The organism is Streptomyces sp. NPDC001381, from assembly GCF_042895685.1.
Classification (GTDB): Bacteria; Actinomycetota; Actinomycetes; order Streptomycetales; family Streptomycetaceae; genus Streptomyces.
In genome coordinates this window covers 853,608-870,847 of the sequence record NZ_JBIAWO010000002.1, presented here as the reverse complement: position 1 = coordinate 870,847, position 17,240 = coordinate 853,608, and the positions used below count along the sequence as shown (strand labels likewise).

Genomic DNA, 17,240 nt, shown 5'->3' with positions numbered 1-17,240 from the left:
GGCTCTGCGGTCCTCGGGGAGCGTCAGACAGCGTCCGCCGGCTGCGGGGCCGCGGCGGCCCACTCCAGCACGAGCCGCTGGTACTCCTCACGCTGCTCGACGCTCAGTGTCCCGCCCGACCGCAGCCACAGGGCCCGGATCTCCTCGTTGACCTCGTCAGCCGAGCGATCGGAAACGGTTTCAACAGTGGTGGACATGCTGTGAAGCATACGGCTCCCGACGTGAAGGTCACGTGAGTTAGTACGGATAATTCAGGCATTCCGCACCGTGTTGCTGATCACGTCCCCTGTCGCCCCCAGCGGTCCGACGGGCCCCGAGCCGTCAGGTTCCCGGCTTGCGGCCGTAGACGAAGACGTCGTCGCCGTTCTTCAGCAGCGACCAGTACTTCTTGGCGGTGGTCGTGGTCATGTTGACGCAGCCGTGGGAGCCCGGCGGGTTCCACATGCTGAGGTTGACCGAGTGGAAGGCCTGGCCGCCGTCGAAGAACTGGCTGTAGGGCATCGGCACGTTGTAGATCGTGGAGACGTGGTCGATGTCACGCCAGTAGATCTTCTTCAGACCGGTGCGGGTCTCGTACCCGTCACGGCCGGTGCGGACCGGGACCGGACCGTAGACGAGCCTGCTGCCGTCCTGGATCCAGCTGATCTGGAGAGTGAGGTTGACGCAGGCGATCCGGCCCTTGTTGGTCGGGCACTTGCCGGCCTTGTTCGGGTCGCTGCCCACCGCCTTCTGCTTGTTCATGAGGTCCATCACACCCCAGGTGACGGGACCCGCGTAGCCGATGTTCGGGGTGATGCCGTGCTTGTTCTGGAAGGCCTGGATGGCCCGGCAGTCGGCGGTGGACTGCCTGCCGTCGACGGGCCGGCCGAGGAACTTCTCGACCTGCTTCTGGTACGGCCCGGCCTGTGTGGTGCAGCTCGCGGCCTGGGCGGGTGCGGCGCCCAGCACGAGCGTCAGCGGGGCCACCAGTCCGGTGATCCCGAGCGCGACGGCTCCTCGTCTGCGTATGTCCCCCATGGGTGCCCTCTTCCTGGCGCGGTGTGCGGTCTCGTCAACCTAGACCAGTGCGCCGGGGCGGTGGTTGTGGTATTACCCAACCTGTGACGAAACGGTGAACTACGTCTCACGACGCTCACCGGTAGCCCGTCACGTCCGCCGGTTTCCCCGCGTCCTGGACCTCCGTCAGGTAGCGCCAGGCGTCCGGGCGGCTGCCGTCGAGGTCGGTGAAGCCGTAGACCGGGGCGAGGCCGCCGCTGGAGAGCGACCGGCCGTTGAAGCGGGCCACGTCGGGGTCGGCGGCGAGGGCGGCGACGGCCCGGCCGACGTATCGCGGCGTCTCGGAGATGGCGAAGTGGGGGACGCGGTCGAGGGCGTCGCGCCAGGTGTCCTCGGTCACTCCGAAGGTGTCGAGCATGATCTCCGAGCGCAGCCAGCCGGGGGTGAGCGCGACGGCGGTGGCGCCGCGCGGGCCGAGTTCGTGGCCGAGGGCGAAGGCCATGCGCAGCACGGACGCCTTGGCGAGGTCGTAGAAGAAGTTCACACGGTACGTGTCGCGGTTGTACTCGGCGGTGCCGTCGGTCATCTCGACGACCAGGCCGCCGGGGTGGCGCAGCAGCAGCGGCAGGGCGTGGTGGCTGGTGACGGCGTGCGTCTCGACGGCGAGCCGGAGGAGCCTGAGCCCCTTGTCCAGGTCGTGCTCCCAGACCGGGGTGTCCCACTCGAAGAGGTTCTCGCCGCCCCAGATGTCGTTGACGAGGACGTCGAGCCGGCCCTGCTCGGCGTCGACCCGGTCGACGAGGGCGCGGACCTGGCCGGGTTCGAGATGGTCGGTGGGGACGGCGACGCCCCGGCCGCCGGCCTCGGTGACCAGGGCGGCGGTGTCCTCGATCGTCTCGGGGCGGTCGTACTCGGAGCGGCGGGCCCGGGTGGTGCGTCCCGTCACGTAGACGGTGGCGCCGGCCGCGCCCAGTTCGACGGCGATGCCCCGCCCGGCGCCTCGTGTAGCTCCGGCGACGAGCGCGACCCTGCCCTGCAGCGGACCCGGCATGTCCGGCCTCCCTTTCCCTGGCGAGTGGTGTCCCCTTCAGGGTGCCGGGGAAGCCGGACATCTCCTGTCGCCTTTTGTCAGTGGCCCCGCGCGATCCACTCCTCCAGGTGAGGGGCCTCGGCGCCGATGGTGGTGGCGTCCCCGTGCCCGGTGAGCACCTTCGTCTCCGGCGGCAGGCCGAGCAGCTTCTCGCGAAGGGACGTGATGATCGTCGGGAAGTGGCTGTACGACCGCCCGGTGGCCCCGGGTCCACCCGCGAAGAGGGTGTCGCCGCTGAACAGCACGCCGAGCCCGGGGTCGTACAGACAGACCGCGCCGGGCGCGTGCCCGGGGGTGTGCAGGACCGTCAGGTCGGCGCCGGCGGCCTCGATGACCTGGCCGTCGGCCAGATGGGCGTCGGGCTCGCGGTCGGGGTGGGTGAGTTTCCACAGCGGCAGGTCGTCGGGGTGCAGCCAGATGGTGGCGCCGGTCAGGTCCGCCAGGGCGGGTGCGGCGTCGATGTGGTCGTTGTGGGCGTGGGTGCACACGATGGCGGTCAGCCGCCGGTCTCCGACGGCCTCGGCGATCGCGGTGGCGTCGTGGGCCGCGTCGATGACGACGACCTCGTGGTCGTCACCGACGAGCCACACGTTGTTGTCCACCTCCCAGGTGCCCCCGTCGAGGCTGAACCGGCCCGAGGTGACGAGCCGTTCGATGCGCGCGGCCATCACAGCACCACCACCGAGCGCAGCACGTCGCCGTGGTGCATCCGCTCGAAGGCCTTCTCCACCTCGTCGAGGGCGATCGTCTCGGTGACGAACGCCTCCAGGTCCAGACGGCCCTGGAGATGCAGGTCGATCAGCATGGGGAAGTCACGGGAGGGCAGACAGTCGCCGTACCAGGAGGACTTCAGGGCCCCGCCGCGCCCGAAGACGTCGAGCAGGGGGAGTTCGAGCTTCATCTCCGGGGTGGGAACACCGACGAGGACGACCGTGCCGGCCAGGTCACGGGCGTAGAAGGCCTGCTTGTACGTCTCCGGACGGCCGACCGCCTCGATGACGACGTCCGCGCCGAAACCGCCGGTGAGCTCTCGGATCGCCTCGACCGGGTCCGTCTCCCGGGAGTTGACGGTGTGGGTGGCGCCCATCTCGCGGGCCTTCGCGAGCTTGCGGTCGTCGATGTCGACGGCGATGATCTTCGCCGCGCCGGCCAGGTTCGCACCGGCGACCGCCGCGTCCCCCACCCCGCCGCAGCCGATCACCGCGACCGTGTCGCCACGCCCCACGCTGCCGGTGTTGATGGCCGCGCCGATGCCCGCCATCACACCGCAGCCCAGCAGCCCCGCCACCGCCGGCGACACCGACGCGTCCACCTTCGTACACTGCCCCGCCGCGACCAGCGTCTTCTCCGCGAAAGCACCGATACCCAGCGCCGGAGAGAGCTCGGTACCGTCCAGCAGAGTCATCTTCTGCCGGGCGTTGTGCGTGTCGAAGCAGTACCACGGACGCCCCCGCAGACAGGCCCGGCACTGCCCGCACACCGCACGCCAGTTGAGAACGACGAAGTCCCCGGGCGCCACATCGGTCACCCCCTCCCCCACCGACTCCACCACACCCGCCGCCTCGTGCCCCAGCAGGAACGGGAACTCGTCGTTGATCCCGCCCTGCTTGTAGTGCAGATCGGTGTGGCAGACCCCGCACGCCTGGATCTTCACGACGGCTTCCCCCGGACCGGGGTCCGGCACCACGATCGTCTCCACCCGCACCGGCTCGTTCCTGCCCGGCGCGATCACTCCGCGTACTTCCTGCGGCATGGTGCTGCCCCTTTCTTCGGCGGTCATCCGTCCCAGGTCCGACCCTACGCGTGACTGATCGGTAAGGGCGCGGCCGACGGTCCGGAGCCTCCCCTTCCGGCCACGCCCGGCGATCGCCGCCCGTAGCCTGAAGGCTCCGTCCGACCTCCGAGGAGTCCCGTGAGCAACGCAGAGACAGCCGGCGTCCGGCCTCCGTGGCGGCTGTTGCTCGACTACGTACGACCGCACCGCCCGGCCCTGCTGGCGGGGGCGCTGCTGTCGCTGGTCACCGGGGCGACAGGACTCCTCCTGCCGCTCGTGGCACGGGGGTTGATCGACGACCTGGGGCACGACCGCGCGATCACCGGCGCGTTGGTGGCCCTGACGGCGCTCGTCGTCGCCAACGCGGCTGTGGGGGCGCTGGGTTCGTACGTGCTGCGGCGCACCGCCGAGTCGGTGGTGCTCGGTGCGCGGCGGGCGCTGTCCTCGTATCTGCTGCGGCTGCGGATCACGGCCGTGGACCGCAGCGAGCCCGGGGATCTGATGGCCCGGATCACCTCCGACACGACGCTGCTGCGCGAGGTCACCACCGACTCGCTGGTCGGCCTCGGCACCGGGGGGCTCACGCTGGCCGCGACGGTCGTGATGATGGGCCTGGTCGACCCGGTGCTGCTGGCGGTCACCCTGGCCGTGATCCTGTGCGCGGGCACGGTCCTCGGGGTGATCGTGCCCCGCATCAACCGGGCGAGCCGGCGGGCGCAGGACGCGGTCGGGGTGATGGGGGCCTCGCTGGAGCGGGTGCTGGGCGCGCTGCGCACGGTGAAGGCGTCGGGCGCCGAGCACCGCGAGGAGGAGACGCTGCACGCGGCGGCCGAGGAGTCCTGGCGGCAGAGCGTGCGCGCCGCCAAGTGGTCGGCTGCGGCCGGGAACACGGCCGGCCTCGCGATGCAGACCGCGTTCATCACCGTGCTGGCGGTGGGCGGCGCGCGGGTCGCCACCGGCGCCATCGACGTCGGCACCCTGGTGGCGTTCCTGCTGTACGTCTTCTATCTGATGTCGCCGATCCAGCAGGTCGTGGGGGCGGTCACCCAGTACCAGACGGGCGCGGCCGCCCTCAGCCGTATCCAGGAGGCCCTGCGGCTGCCGGCCGAACCGGCCACCGGGCCTGCTCCGCTGCCCTCCCCCGCCGCCGCACCGGCCTCGCTCGCGTTCACCGACGTCCGCTTCCGGTACGCCGACGATCTGCCGTACGTCCACCACGGGGTGACGTTCGACGTGCCGGCGCGGGGCATGACGGCCTTCGTCGGTCCCTCGGGCGCGGGCAAGACCACCGTGTTCTCGCTCATCGAGCGGTTCTACGAACCCGAGTCGGGCACGATCAGCCTCGACGGCCGCGATCTCGCCGACTGGGAGCTGTCCCTGCTGCGGTCCTCCATCGGGTACGTCGAGCAGGACGCGCCCGTCCTGTCGGGCTCGTTGCGCGACAACCTGGTGCTGGGCAACCCGGAGGCGGACGACGACACCGTGCGGCGGGTGCTGAAGACGACCCGTCTGGACGGGCTGGCCGACCGGCTGCCGCAGGGCCTGGAGACGCTGGTCGGGCACCGGGGGACGAAGCTGTCCGGCGGCGAGCGGCAGCGGGTGGCCATCGCGCGGGCCCTGCTGCGCCGCCCCCGGCTGCTGCTGCTCGACGAGGCGACCTCGCAGCTGGACGCGGTGAACGAGGCGGCGCTGCGCGACACCGTCGCCGATGTCGCGCGGACGACCACGGTCCTGGTCGTCGCGCACCGCCTGTCGACGGTCACGATGGCCGACCGGATCGTGGTCATGGACGCGGGCCGGGTGCGGGCGGTGGGCACGCACCGTGAACTGGTGGCGGGCGACCCGCTCTACGCCGAGCTGGCGGCGACGCAGTTCCTCGCGACGGCCGAGTGAGGGGCGCCGCCGGCGGCGGTTCCCCCGGGACGGCCGAGAGGGCCGGCGGTCGGCGACGGCCCTTCGGGGAACGGCGGTTCAGGTCGCGATCGCGGGCAGCAGCCCGGTGACCGGGGCGGCGAGGTCGGTGACCTGGTGCAGTTCGCCGAGCCGCCGCACGTTGTTCAGCTCGGCCAGCTGACGGGAGACCGGCGGCAGAGTGGCCCGCTGCTCGGCCGGGATCCCGCTCGCGCCGAGGGCGTCGAGCGTGGCCATCGGGCCGCTCCGGCCGGTGTCCGGGGTTTCGGCCGCGTGCGCCAGGGGCGCGGCGAGGCCGGCGGCCCCGGCGGCGAGAGCGGCGGCGGCGACGATGCGTCGAGGGGAGATCATGCGCTGGCCAACGCGACCGGTGCCGTCCGGGACACGGGTGGCGGTCACCGCTCACCCGAGGGGTGCAGCCGCCGTGCCGCGGCGGCCGGTCGGTGGCGGCTGCGCTTGCCGAGGCGGGTGCGGCGGAGGAGTCTCGAAGGTGAGGGCGCTGCGGTCCTCCTCCCTGGGCCGCGGCCCTTTGAGGAGGTCATCATGGGCACCGCGGCGGATTCCGCCTTCGACACCGAGATACTGCGCAGGGCCATCGAAGGCCCGGCCCCGAACACGCTGTTGTCGCTCTACGCGGACGATGCGGAACTGCGCGTCGTCGACCACAACACCCAGCCCAGCAGTCCCCGTGTCCTGCACGGCCGGAACGAGATCGCCGAGCTGCTCGACGACGTCTACAGCCGGGACATGACGCACAAGCTGGAGGAGTGCGTGGTCCAGGGCGACCGCGCCGCCTTCAGCGAGTCCTGCGAGTACGCGGACGGTGTGCGCGTCCTCGCCGACTCGATGATCCGGCTGCGCGACGGCAAGATCGTCCAGCAGACGATGGTCCAGGCCTGGGACGAGTAGCGGGCAGGTGAACCGGGGTCCAGGTCGCCTCCGGGCCGGCCTGGACCTGCTCGGCGCGGGCCCGGCCGGGGCGTCGTGCGGATCGTCGGTGATCAGCCGGTCGGGAGGTAACGGGCCGGGACCACGTGCCAGTCGAGGGTGACGCCGTTCGTCTCGGCCGGCTGGGCGTCACCGGCGTAGGTGTAGAGCGGGGAGCCGTCGTAGGTGACCTGGAGAGTGCCGTCGTCGGGGCGGGGGGCGGCGCCGAGGGTGCCGGCGACGCCCGGGGGAAGGGTCGGGGTCTCGCCGGCGGCGATGTGCAGGGGCTTGCGGTCGGCGAGGCAGGACCCGGTGCACGGGCCCTGGTCGTAGACGTAGAGGGTGAGTCCGGAGGGGTCCGTCAGGATCTGGCCCATCGTCTCGGTCGAGCCGACCAGGACCGTGGGTGCCGGGGCGGCGGCGAGGCAGGCCAGTGCGGCCGCCGCCGCCAGCAGGGGTTGGGTGAACGCGCGCATGGGAGTTCCTCACATCCCTCAGTAACCGACCCTGATGCCGGTCACGGTGTGTGTGTCCGTCCGGGTGCCGGTGGCGCCGGAGAAGCCGACGAGTACGTTCGGCGGGAGGTTCACCGCCTTGTCGAGGACCTGGGTGCCGTCGACGCTGACCACCAGGTGTCCGGCGGCGGTGACGTTGGCGTCGACGGTGTGCGTGCCGGTGCGCAGGGCGGGGACGGCGGTGGAGGTGGCGATGTACTTCGGCCGGCCGCTGGTGCTGCCGTCGGCGATGCCGACGAAGTTGGCGGACGGCTCGGTGTCGTTGCGGTAGGTGTCCAGGGCGACCGCGACACCGGGGAGCCCGGCGTAGCCGAGGCCCATACCGCCCGCGCCGAGCGCCGTCGGCGTCGTCTTCGAGGCGTCGAGGAGCAGCAGGGCGAGGCCGTCGGCGCCGGTGCCGCCGCCGATCCTGGCGGTGAAGCGGGCGCGCAGCCGGGCGGACGGGACGGCGGTGCCCTGGATGCCGCTGCCCCGGGTGCGGGCGGTGGCGGGGGTCAGGACGAGGTCCGTGCCGTTGGAGAGGACGGCGGAGCCGTTGTACTTCCAGCCGTTGGGGCCGGGCGGCGGTACGGCGTAGGAGGCAGCGGTGACGGCGACGTCCCGGACGGCGTGGATGTCGGTCCGTGAGCCGGTGGCGCCGGTGAAGGCGACGAACGCGGCCGGCGGGAGGGCCGGCACGGTGGTCCGCAGGAGTTGCGCGCCGTCCATCGACACCGTGACCGTCCTGCCGGAGACGGAGAGCGCCACGGCGTGCGGGCCCGCGCGCAGGTCGGGAACGGCTGTCGTGGTGGAGGCGTAGGTGATCGACGCGTCGCTGCCGGTGAGGGCGATGCCGACGAAGTTCGCCGAGGGGTCGCGGCCGTTGCGGTAGGTGTCGAGGGTGACCGCGATGCCCCGCATCCCGGTCCAGCCGAGGCCGCCGCCCGTGCCGCCGAGGGCGCCGGGGGTGGCCCTGGCCGGGTCGACGAGGGCGAAGGTGAGGCCGTCGGCCCCGGTGCCGCCTCCCATGACGGTGGTGAACGTGGTGTTCAGGCCGTCGGTGAGGACCGGGACCGGGAAGACCGCCGAGCCCGCCTGGCTGCGGGTGGCCTGGGTGAGCTGGAGGTCGTCGCCGGAGAGCTGTGCGGAGCCGTTGAGCTGCCAGCCGCCGGCGCCGGGCGCCGGGAGGGTGACGCCGCTGCCCGTGGTGCCGGTGCCGGTGAGGGCCTCGTTGTGGGCGCCGGTGCCGTCGTCGGCGGTGATCTCGTAGGTGCCGCTGACCGCGCCGACGGAGGTCGGGGAGAAGGTGACGGACTGGTGGACGACGTCCTCCGGGCCGATGACCTGGCCTTCGCTGAGCGGGTTGCTGACGTGGAAGGGGGCCGCGGGGGCCTTGGCCTTGGTGATGGTCAGGGGGATGTTGCCGGTGTTGCTGATGTCGAAGGTCCTGGTGACCGACCGTCCGACCCCGACCTGTCCGAAGTCGGTGGAGGACGGGGTGATCGTCAGATGCGCCTCACCGGTGATCGCGGAGCCGGTCAGCTGGACGGTGACGGTGCCGTGCGTTCCGGTGACGGAGAGGGCGGAGGAGTCGTCGCCGGCCTCGGTGGGGGCGTAGGTCACCTGGACGGAGACGGACTGCTTCGGCTGGACGACCGTGCCGTCGGCGGGCAGTCCCCCGGCCGTGAAGGGGGCGTCGGGTGCGGTGACGGCGGAGATGGTCTCGGGTTGCGTGCCGGTGTTGGTGAAGGTGATGCCCAGCGTCTTGCCAGTGGTGGTGGGCACGGTGCCGAAGGCCAGGGAGGAGGGCGAGGCGAGCAGGCCGTCCTGGGTGCCGTAGCCGGTCAGGCCGAGGCCGGTGTCGCCGAGGTCGGTGGCGAAGTTGAGGACCGCGTTGTCGGGGCCGGGTGCGGTCGGGGCGAAGGACACCGGGACGGAGTAGGTGTCGCCGGTGTGCAGGGTGCGGGGCAGTCCGGTGGCGGCGGCGGAGAAGGGGCTGCCGGGCGGGGCGGTGACCGCGTCGATCCGGACGTCCCGGGTCGCGGTGACGGTGGCGGTGGCGTGCCCGGTGCCGCCGACCGGTACGTCGCCGAAGTCCACGGGGTCGCCGATGAGGGCGGCGTTGGAGGGCCGGCCGAAGGCGAGGACGTGGCCGTCGCGGGTGCCGACGTAGACGCGGCCGCCGTCGGTGGCGGGGACGGAGAACTTGGAGGCGACGCCGATCGGGGCCGACCACAGCTTCTTCAGGGTGCCGTTCACCGGTGTGGCGTCGTAGGCGCGCAGCTGGCCGTGCGCGCCGCTCGCACCGTCCGAGTACACCGCCCAGACGACGGCTGAGCCCGCCGCGGTGCCGGTGGAGGTGATCACCGGGGAGCCGGAGGTGTAGCCGAAGGTCTCGGTGGAGCGGCCGGTGTTGGTCAGCGCGGGCAGCCCGGAGCCGGTGACGCCGTACCTGAACGCCCGCAGGGGGCCGCGGCTGCCGGTGGTGTAGACGTAGCCGCCCTGTCCGCCGTACACGCCCGGGTGGCCCCAGACGCCTTCGTAGGGGCCGAAGTTGCCGAGGACCTTGTCGGTGCCTCCGGAGCCCTGGCTGCGGCCGCCGAGGTTGTCGCGGTCGAGGAGGAACAGCCGGCCGTCCTTGCCGATCTGGACCAGCAGGTGGGGGTGCCCGCCGGTGCCGAACACGTCGTCGGGGAGGGCGACCGGGCCGCCGGAGCCGAGGTCGGTGTCGTTCTGGTCGAGGGTGGGGGCGTTGGTGGGGCTGAAGAAGTCCTGGGCGGACATCGTGCCGTCGCTGTTGACGCCGATCCGGACGACGGCCTCGGCGAGCTGGCCCGGGGGCCTGGAGCCCGGTCCGGGGGCCGGGGAGATGCCGTTGCCGGTGGAGAAGAGGATCCGTCCGGGTCCGTCGGAGACCAGGCCGCCGCCGCTCATCCAGATGCCGGCCATGCCGTTGGCGGAGGAGTTCTCGGTGGCCCACAGGGTCTGCTTGCGGGTCGAGGTGCTGACCCGCAGGACGTAGCCGACGTACGGCCCGTGGTCGCAGTGGGAGGCGAAGCCCGCGTACACCGCGCCGCCCATCAGCAGCAGGCCGGGGCGCTGCATCGCGGTGTAGGCGTTGAAGGGGCGGCCCGGGTCGTTGACCGGGGCGCCGGCCACCTTGACCGGCCAGCCGCTGCGCTCGGCGCCGGTGGTGACGTTGAGGGCGTGGACGTACCAGTTGGGGTGCTGGACGTCGGCGCCGTCGTCGGCCTTGGAGGTGAGGTAGACGGTGCCCGTCGCCGGGTCGTGGACGGGGGTCGCGGTGACGCCGATGTTCGGCACGAGGTCGCCGCAGCCGATGGCCGAGGCGGGCCAGGCGGCGCCCAGGCTCTTCGTCCAGGTCTTGGCGCCGGTGGCGGAGTCCAGGCCGTACACCTTGTTGTTCTCGGTGGCGACGACGACCGTCTTCCCGACGACCAGCGGCTGTGCGTAGACCTGTCCGTCGACGGTGGTGGAGAACTGCTGGCCGAAGTCCGAGCTGGACACCTGGTCGGGGGCGAGGCCGGGTTCGTTGTCGTCCCAGCCGGTCCGGTAGGTGTCCTCGGAGACGGTGGTGACGTCGGCGGCGCGGGAGCGCCGGTCGTCGGGGGTGGCGGCCAGGGAGGGCGTGGTGAGGGCGCCGGCCAGCAGACAGGCCGTCACCAGAGGTGCCAGGAATCCGAACCTGCTCCGCATGCGCCGCTCCGCCCGGGTCGTGAGGGGGCGGGCGTGTCCCGCCGACCGTCATGATCGGCGGGACAGTGTGATTTACAGATGATTACCTGCGGGTGCGTCCGCGGGGTCCACCCGGACAGGCGTACGCGCCGTCAGGTCAGCGTCCACTTCTGGTTGTCGGCGCCGCCGCACGACCAGAGCACCATCGGCGTGCGGTTGGCCGTGCCCGCCCCGTTGGCGTCGAGGCACAGCCCCGCGTTGACGTTGGTGATCGTGCCGTCGCTGTTGACGTTCCACTTCTGGTTGTTCTGGCCGTTGCAGTCCCAGATCACCACCTTGGTGCCGTTGGTGGTGCCCAGGTTGTAGGCGTCCAGGCACTTGTTCCCGTACACCACGAGCTCCTTGCGGGAGGTGTACGTCCAGGCCTGGTTGGAACCGCCGTTGCAGTCCCAGATCTCGGCCTGGGTGCCGTTGGTGACGGTGCTGTTGAAGAGGTCCAGGCAGCGGCCGGACTGCTTGCCCACGACCAGGCTGCCGTTCATGCCGGGCAGCGGTTTGACGGTGATGCCGGCGAGGGCCGGGGCGCCCGTGAACGTCAGGGTGTTGGAGGAGCCCTTGGACAGGCCGACCAGCAGGCTGATCGTGCCCTGGCTCGAACCGGTCGGCGGGAACGAGACCGTCGTCGACGTCTGGCCGTTGACCTTGAGGGTGGCGGTACGGGCCGTGGTGGCGGTGTTGGTGTAGGCGACGTCGACGATCTTGGTGCCGGTGGCACCGGCGACCACACCGGAGAAGCCCGACGTGCCGGAGTAGGTGCTGCCCGGGGCCTCGGTGCCGCCGGTCACGGTGAGCATCACCGAGCCGCCCGCCGGAACGCTCTGCGTGTAGCTCGTGCTGTACGACCCCACGTCGGCGCGGGCCCACAGGTCACGGACGGTCGCGGAGGCGTTCGTCAGGCCCAGGTCGGACCAGCGGACGGTGATGTTCGCGGCGGCGGAGGTGCGGTTGAGCAGGACGACGGCGCGCTTGCCGGTGCCGGCGAGGACCTTGCCGTACACCTGCAGGCCGCTGCCGTCCTCGGCGACCTTGACGCCCTGGAGGCCGCGCGGGTCCTGGTCGACGGCGATGACCTCGGGGTTCTTGAGGATGTTCGCGGTCTCGGCGGTCATGGTGGTGAGGTCGTTCCCGGCCAGCAGCGGGGCGCCGGAGACGGCCCACAGGTTCATGTGGGTGCGGTTCTGGGCGGCGGTGAAGCCGTCCATGCCGACCATCAGCATGTCCGGGTCGTTGTAGTAGCCGGTGTGCTGGGCGGTGGGGTGCAGGGTCTGGTCGAAGTTGGACAGCAGGTTCGTCATCGACGGCTTGTTGCCGTAGTAGATGATGTCGGTGCTGGTCCGGTACATGGGGGCGAGGCCCGGGGCCCAGTTCCAGGGGTTCTGGTAGCCCCAGTTGCAGATGGAGAGGGTGAGGGGGCGGCCCGTGGCGGCGGTGGCCTTGGCGACCGCGCCGCTGATCGCGGTGTACGTCGTCGCCGCGTCGAGGCCCTCGGCGTCACCGCCGCACCAGTCGACCTTCACGAAGTCGAAGCCCCACTTCGAGAACTGGAGCATGTCCTGCTCGTAGTGACCCTCGCTGCCGCTGCCCGGGGCGGCGGGGCGGCCGGTCGGGTAGTAGTAGCCGCAGCCGTCCTTGCCGGCGTCGGTGTAGATGCCGGCCTTGAGGCCCTTGCTGTGGATGTAGTCGGCGATGGCGCTCATCCCGCCGGGCCACTCGGACTCGTCGACGGTGATGGTGCCGTCGCTGTCCCGGGTGCCCTGCCACCAGCCCTCGTCGATGTTGACGTACTGGTACCCGGCCGCCGGCAGTCCCGCCGCGACGAACGCGTCGACCTGCTGCTTGATGACGCTGTAGTCGATCTTCGCGGCGAAGCTGTTCCAGGACGCCCAGCCCATGGGAGCGGTGGGCACCGGGATCTGACGGCTCGTCGCGGCCTGCGCCGGTGCGGGACCGGCGAACAGGAGGGCGGCGGTCGCGGTGAGCAGGAGGACCAGGACGCGTACGGCGGCGGCTCTGCAGCGCCGGAGGAGTCCTGAGCGCGGTGGGGGCAACATGCGGCGGCTCCGAGATATCGAACAAGGGTCGGCGATCCGAACGTGTCGGCGCGCCGAAAGTAGAGCCGCCGGAGGATGAAGTCAACGGCTGCGACAGAAGTCATGTGACCGGTCTCAAAAGCGAAGTGACCGCATTCACGCGGTCGTTCACCCCGCCGGCGACGGACCGGAGGGCCTCACACCGGGGCGGCCGCCCCGGGGGACCGTCCGCTCGGCTCCCACCCCACCGGCCGCAGTATTCCCAGCAGTTGGCGCACCAGCTCGTCGACCACCTCGTCCAGGGTGGCGTCCACCCAGCCGGCGCTCCAGTCGTGGAGCAGGCCGTTGACGCTGCCGATGAAGGCGGTGGACGCGAGCCGGTAGTCGCGGGGGGCCGCCTCTCCGCGGGCCGCGGCGGCCGTGGCCTCGGCGCAGATCAGGTCGACCCACCGGGCGCGGCGGGCCAGACGCTGTTCCTCCAGGCGGGGGCTGACGCCGACGATCTCGACGAAGGTGATGCGGATGCGGCGCGGGTCCGAGGTGACGTTCCCGGCATAGGCGCGGAAGATCGCCGTGACCCGTTCGGCCAGCGGCAGGCCCTGCGCCGCGGCGAACGCGGCCACGACCGCCTCCTCCGCCCAGTCGTTGACCTGGAGGTGCAGCGCGGCGAGGACGTCCTCCAGGGTGCGGAACTCCTCGTAGAACTGGCGGGTCGACAGGCCGGCGGCCTCGCTGAGTGCCGCGACCGTCGTGCCGCGGTAGCCGGGGGCGCCCCCGAACAGTTGCAGCGCGGCGGCCAGGAACCTTCCGCGCCGCTCGGCCTGCCGCTCGGCCGCGGTCCTGCCGCCGTACCTGCCGGTCGGCGCCCTGAGCCTGCCCGCCACTGAACCCTCCCTCGTCGCTCCGTGCTCCCCCGTCGCCAATTTTGTCGTGCCAGAAGTCTTGTGGCGAAGGGCACCCCTTCCTTACTTTCCAGTAAGTCCACTCTGAACGCAGCTGTGTTCAGATTCGGACCCCCAGAGCCGCTCAGCCCTGCCCCGCCCCTTTTCCCCACTCCAGAGGAGTGAGCACCGATGGCTGCCTTCAGCACCAGGCACCTCTGCGCCGTAGCCGCCGCCCTCGTCCTGACCGTCACCGCCCCCGCGACCGCGGCCATGGCGGCGTCCGACGCCTCCCTGCGCGAGGTGATGTTCGTCGGCAACAACTGGGAGGGCACCGCGGACGTCATCAAGTCCACCGGTGACTTCGCCAAGGTCGGCCGGATCAACGTGATCCCCGACAAGGACGCCCGGATGGCGGAGATCAACGCCGACCCGATCAAGTGGATCTACTTCATGGCCATCCGCAACGGCGTCGGCGAGGGCCACGACCAGTTCGTGGACGACATGTACTCCACCCCGGACGGCTCGTCGGTGGTCGTCTCACGGCCCAGCTTCGCCGACGTCGTCTCGATCAACCTGTCCACCGGGGCCATCAACTGGCGTTTCCCGGTGTCCGGTTACCGCTCCGACCACATGGCCGTCTCCCCCGACGGCACCCGGGTCGCGGTCTCCGCGTCGACCGCGAACACCGTGCACGTGCTGGACATCAACACCGGCAAGCAGGTTGGGGCGTTCGCCACGGGCGACAAGCCGCACGAGAACATCTTCACCAAGGACGGCAAGTACATCTACAACATGGCGATCGGTGACGTGAACACCGATCTCGACGCTCCGTGGCTGGACTGGACGAAGGGCGACCGGCGCATCACCGTCGTCGACGCGACCACGTACAAGCAGGTCAAGGTCATCGACATGCGGAGCAGACTGGACGCGATCGGTCTCACGGACTACTCGGACGCCGTGCGCCCGGCCGTGTTCTCGCCCGACGAGTCCAAGCTGTACTTCCAGGTGTCGTTCTTCAACGGCTTCTTCGAGTACGACCTGGCCACCGACCGCATCACACGCACCAAGACCCTGCCGAAGAACGCGGCGACCAGCGACGACCGCACCACGTTCGTCAACGACTCGCGCCATCACGGCCTGTCGATGAGCCCGGACGGCAGCAAGCTGTGCGTCGCGGGCACGATGGACGACTACGCGACGGTCGTCAACCGCGGCACCCTCCAGGAGGGCCCGCTCGTCACCGCCTCCAAGCCGTACTGGGCCACGGTCAGCGGCGACGGCAAGGACTGCGTGATCTCCGAGAGCGGCGCGGACCAGGTCACGGTGATCGACTTCGCCACCGGACAGAAGGTCCTGTCCGTCCCGGTGGGCGACCACCCGCAGCGGGTCCGGCTGGGCCACGTGGCCGCGAACTGGACCGGGACCGGCAGCTGATCCGGCCGGTCGCGGCATCGGAGGGCGGGCGCCGGGCGCCCGCCCTCCTCCGTGCGCGCGGGTCCTATCCGATCTTCGACGCCACCCATGCCGCCAGCTCGCCGCGGGCCGCGGCCAGCAGCGTCGCGGACGGGGAGGCCGCTCCGTTGGTCACCAGCGCGTAGTGCACGACACCGGAGTCCGGGGCGCCGAGCAGCAGTCGGCGGCTGCCCGTGCCGCCCGGTTCCACGGCGGCGCCGATCTTCGCCGAGGAGGTGTACGCTGACGGCCCGTACACCGTGCCCAGGTCGGAGACGACCGTGGTGGACGCGGTCGGGAAGGACGCCGGCAGATGCAGTTCGGTCGGCGCGGTGCTGCCGTTGGAGCGCCACACCAGTACGCCGTACTGTCCGGAGCCGACCAGTGAGGCGACGTTCGGCAGGCTGCCGGGGACCGGGTTCCAGGTGAGGGTGGTGGAGCCGTCGCGGGAGCGGTCCTCGTAGGTGAAGGCGACGGTGGTGCCCGCGGTGGCGCTCGGGTAGACGCGGTCCAGGAGCCGGGCGTCCTGACGGAGCGCCGGCGCACCGCTGTCGTCGAGGCGTACGGCGGAGAGGTCCTCGTCGTTCCAGCCGTCGCCGGAGGTCTGCACCTTGTCCGCGTTGCCGTTCATCAGCTCGTGGTGACGGCCGTTGTAGATGTCCCACTGCCACTGCGAGCCGGACAGGACGGGACCCGAAGTGGCGGGGGTGGTCCACCAGTTGGCGCCCTTCACCCGGGAGTCCAGGGCCTGGTACATCGCCTTCAGGACGGTCGGCGCCTTGCCGGCGGTGCTGCCGTTCAGGGGATGGCCGAACTCGCTGACGATCGCGGCCGTCCCGGCCGCCGAGCCCCGGTCACGGACGGTGCCGAAGTCGGTGACGTACTGGCCGTCCGCGGCGTTGCCCCACATCAGGATGCCGGAGATGGCCTTCTGGTCGTAGAAGTGGGTGTTGAAGACGTACCGGGAACCGAGCGTGCCCGCGTCGAGCAGACCGCCCTCCTCCTTGCTGACGTTGCCGTTCCAGAACAGGTTCGGCTCGACGAGGGCGGGCTTGTCCTGCCAGCCGGCGGCGTCCATCCGGGCCCGGAACTTCACATAGAAGGGCCACAGCAGGTCGCGTTCCCAGGTGCGGCTGTTCTGGCCGGAGTCGTAGGTGCCGGCGTAGGGCTCGTTGTAGGGGTCGAAGCCCAGGACGCCGGTGAACTCCTCGGCGGAGAGGTTCGCCTTGAGGTACGCCATGGTCTTCTGGGCGGTGGCCAGGAAGTAGTCCTGGAGGCCGTAGTTGTTGTGCCAGAAGTCGTACTGGGCCTTGGTCACCGCCGCGTTCTGGGTGATGTTCTGGCCCCAGAGGAGACAGATCCCGCAGTACTCGGTGGGGTAACCGCCCAGGGCCACGGCCCACTTGGGGGCCCCGTCGCCGGTGTACCAGCTGCCCGAGTTGAACAGGTGGCGGGAGTAGAGGTCCTGGTGGAAGTCGGGGTAGACACGGATGCCGGCGTCGAGGAAGGCCTGCATCTGCGCCGTGGCCGAGGCCAGATAGGTGGTGTCGACCTGGCCCCTCACCGGTTCGGCGTAGGCCCAGGAGAGAAGGAAGCGCACCGCGTTGCCGCCGCCGAGGGCGCGCAGGGCGGTCGCCGACTTCCTGGCGTCGGCGACCGAGGCGAAGGGCAGGCCCTTGTTCTCGTCGAGTTTCGTCTCGCCGGAGACGTTGTAGCCGCGCAGCACGACCTCGCGGCCGTTCGCGTCGACGAAGCGGCCGTTCGACACGGTGAGCGCCGTGCCGTCGAAGGAGAGGGAGTCGGGGACGGTGGCCGCGGCGGCGGGGGTGCCCGCCGCCGTCAGAAAGCCGCAGAGTCCGCAGAGGACAACCAGAACAGCGAGCATACGTGCCCGGATATTCGGCATGTCCACTACAGTCGTGCGAT

General features: G+C 71.2%; 14 protein-coding genes. 3 read left to right on the top strand and 11 right to left on the bottom strand.

Annotated features, from left to right (window positions below; genetic code table 11):
- Positions 1–23 precede the first annotated feature (23 nt).
- The 5 genes from ACFY2L_RS10975 to ACFY2L_RS10955 form a co-directional block, all read right to left on the bottom strand.
- Positions 24–209, bottom strand: a complete 186-nt coding sequence (locus ACFY2L_RS10975; RefSeq protein WP_390656615.1) for a hypothetical protein — start codon at positions 207–209, stop codon at positions 24–26.
- Between the two features lie 112 nt (positions 210–321).
- Positions 322–1,017, bottom strand: coding sequence for a L,D-transpeptidase family protein (locus ACFY2L_RS10970; RefSeq protein ID WP_390656614.1), 696 nt, complete (start codon positions 1,015–1,017; stop codon positions 322–324).
- Between the two features lie 115 nt (positions 1,018–1,132).
- Positions 1,133–2,047, bottom strand: a complete 915-nt coding sequence (locus ACFY2L_RS10965) for an SDR family oxidoreductase (RefSeq protein ID WP_390656613.1) — start codon at positions 2,045–2,047, stop codon at positions 1,133–1,135.
- 77 nt (positions 2,048–2,124) lie between these two features.
- Positions 2,125–2,754 (bottom strand): MBL fold metallo-hydrolase, encoded by a 630-nt coding sequence (locus tag ACFY2L_RS10960; RefSeq protein WP_390656612.1) that lies wholly within the window; start codon positions 2,752–2,754, stop codon positions 2,125–2,127.
- Entirely contained in the window at positions 2,754–3,839 is a 1,086-nt protein-coding gene (locus ACFY2L_RS10955; RefSeq protein ID WP_390656611.1) for an S-(hydroxymethyl)mycothiol dehydrogenase, read from the bottom strand. The genes ACFY2L_RS10960 and ACFY2L_RS10955 overlap by 1 nt, the downstream gene beginning before the upstream one ends.
- Before the next feature lie 159 nt (positions 3,840–3,998).
- Here ACFY2L_RS10955 and ACFY2L_RS10950 point away from each other — a divergent pair, with 159 nt between their 5' ends.
- Positions 3,999–5,753 (top strand): ABC transporter ATP-binding protein, encoded by a 1,755-nt coding sequence (locus tag ACFY2L_RS10950; RefSeq protein WP_390822082.1) that lies wholly within the window; start codon positions 3,999–4,001, stop codon positions 5,751–5,753.
- 78 nt (positions 5,754–5,831) lie between these two features.
- On the opposite strand, the gene ACFY2L_RS10945 is transcribed toward ACFY2L_RS10950, so the two are convergent.
- Positions 5,832–6,122 (bottom strand): hypothetical protein, encoded by a 291-nt coding sequence (locus tag ACFY2L_RS10945; RefSeq protein ID WP_390822081.1) that lies wholly within the window; start codon positions 6,120–6,122, stop codon positions 5,832–5,834.
- 192 nt (positions 6,123–6,314) lie between these two features.
- Between ACFY2L_RS10945 and ACFY2L_RS10940 the strand changes: the two genes are divergently transcribed.
- Entirely contained in the window at positions 6,315–6,680 is a 366-nt protein-coding gene (locus ACFY2L_RS10940) for a nuclear transport factor 2 family protein (RefSeq protein ID WP_390656608.1), read from the top strand.
- Between the two features lie 92 nt (positions 6,681–6,772).
- On the opposite strand, the gene ACFY2L_RS10935 is transcribed toward ACFY2L_RS10940, so the two are convergent.
- The 4 genes from ACFY2L_RS10935 to ACFY2L_RS10920 form a co-directional block, all read right to left on the bottom strand.
- A complete protein-coding gene (locus ACFY2L_RS10935; protein ID WP_390822080.1) occupies positions 6,773–7,174 on the bottom strand; it encodes a hypothetical protein in 402 nt (133 codons plus the stop codon).
- Positions 7,175–7,192: 18 nt separating this feature from the next.
- On the bottom strand, positions 7,193–10,909 hold the full coding sequence (locus tag ACFY2L_RS10930) for a choice-of-anchor D domain-containing protein (RefSeq protein WP_390822079.1): 3,717 nt from the start codon (positions 10,907–10,909) through the stop codon (positions 7,193–7,195).
- Positions 10,910–11,040: 131 nt separating this feature from the next.
- Positions 11,041–12,999 (bottom strand): ricin-type beta-trefoil lectin domain protein, encoded by a 1,959-nt coding sequence (locus ACFY2L_RS10925; RefSeq protein WP_390822078.1) that lies wholly within the window; start codon positions 12,997–12,999, stop codon positions 11,041–11,043.
- Positions 13,000–13,175: 176 nt separating this feature from the next.
- On the bottom strand, positions 13,176–13,862 hold the full coding sequence (locus ACFY2L_RS10920; RefSeq protein ID WP_390656604.1) for a TetR/AcrR family transcriptional regulator: 687 nt from the start codon (positions 13,860–13,862) through the stop codon (positions 13,176–13,178).
- A gap of 189 nt (positions 13,863–14,051) precedes the next feature.
- Here ACFY2L_RS10920 and ACFY2L_RS10915 point away from each other — a divergent pair, with 189 nt between their 5' ends.
- Positions 14,052–15,296, top strand: a complete 1,245-nt coding sequence (locus ACFY2L_RS10915) for a YncE family protein (RefSeq protein ID WP_390822077.1) — start codon at positions 14,052–14,054, stop codon at positions 15,294–15,296.
- A gap of 64 nt (positions 15,297–15,360) precedes the next feature.
- On the opposite strand, the gene ACFY2L_RS10910 is transcribed toward ACFY2L_RS10915, so the two are convergent.
- Positions 15,361–17,220, bottom strand: coding sequence for a cellulase family glycosylhydrolase (locus ACFY2L_RS10910; protein ID WP_390822076.1), 1,860 nt, complete (start codon positions 17,218–17,220; stop codon positions 15,361–15,363).
- Between the last annotated feature and the right edge of the window lie 20 nt (positions 17,221–17,240).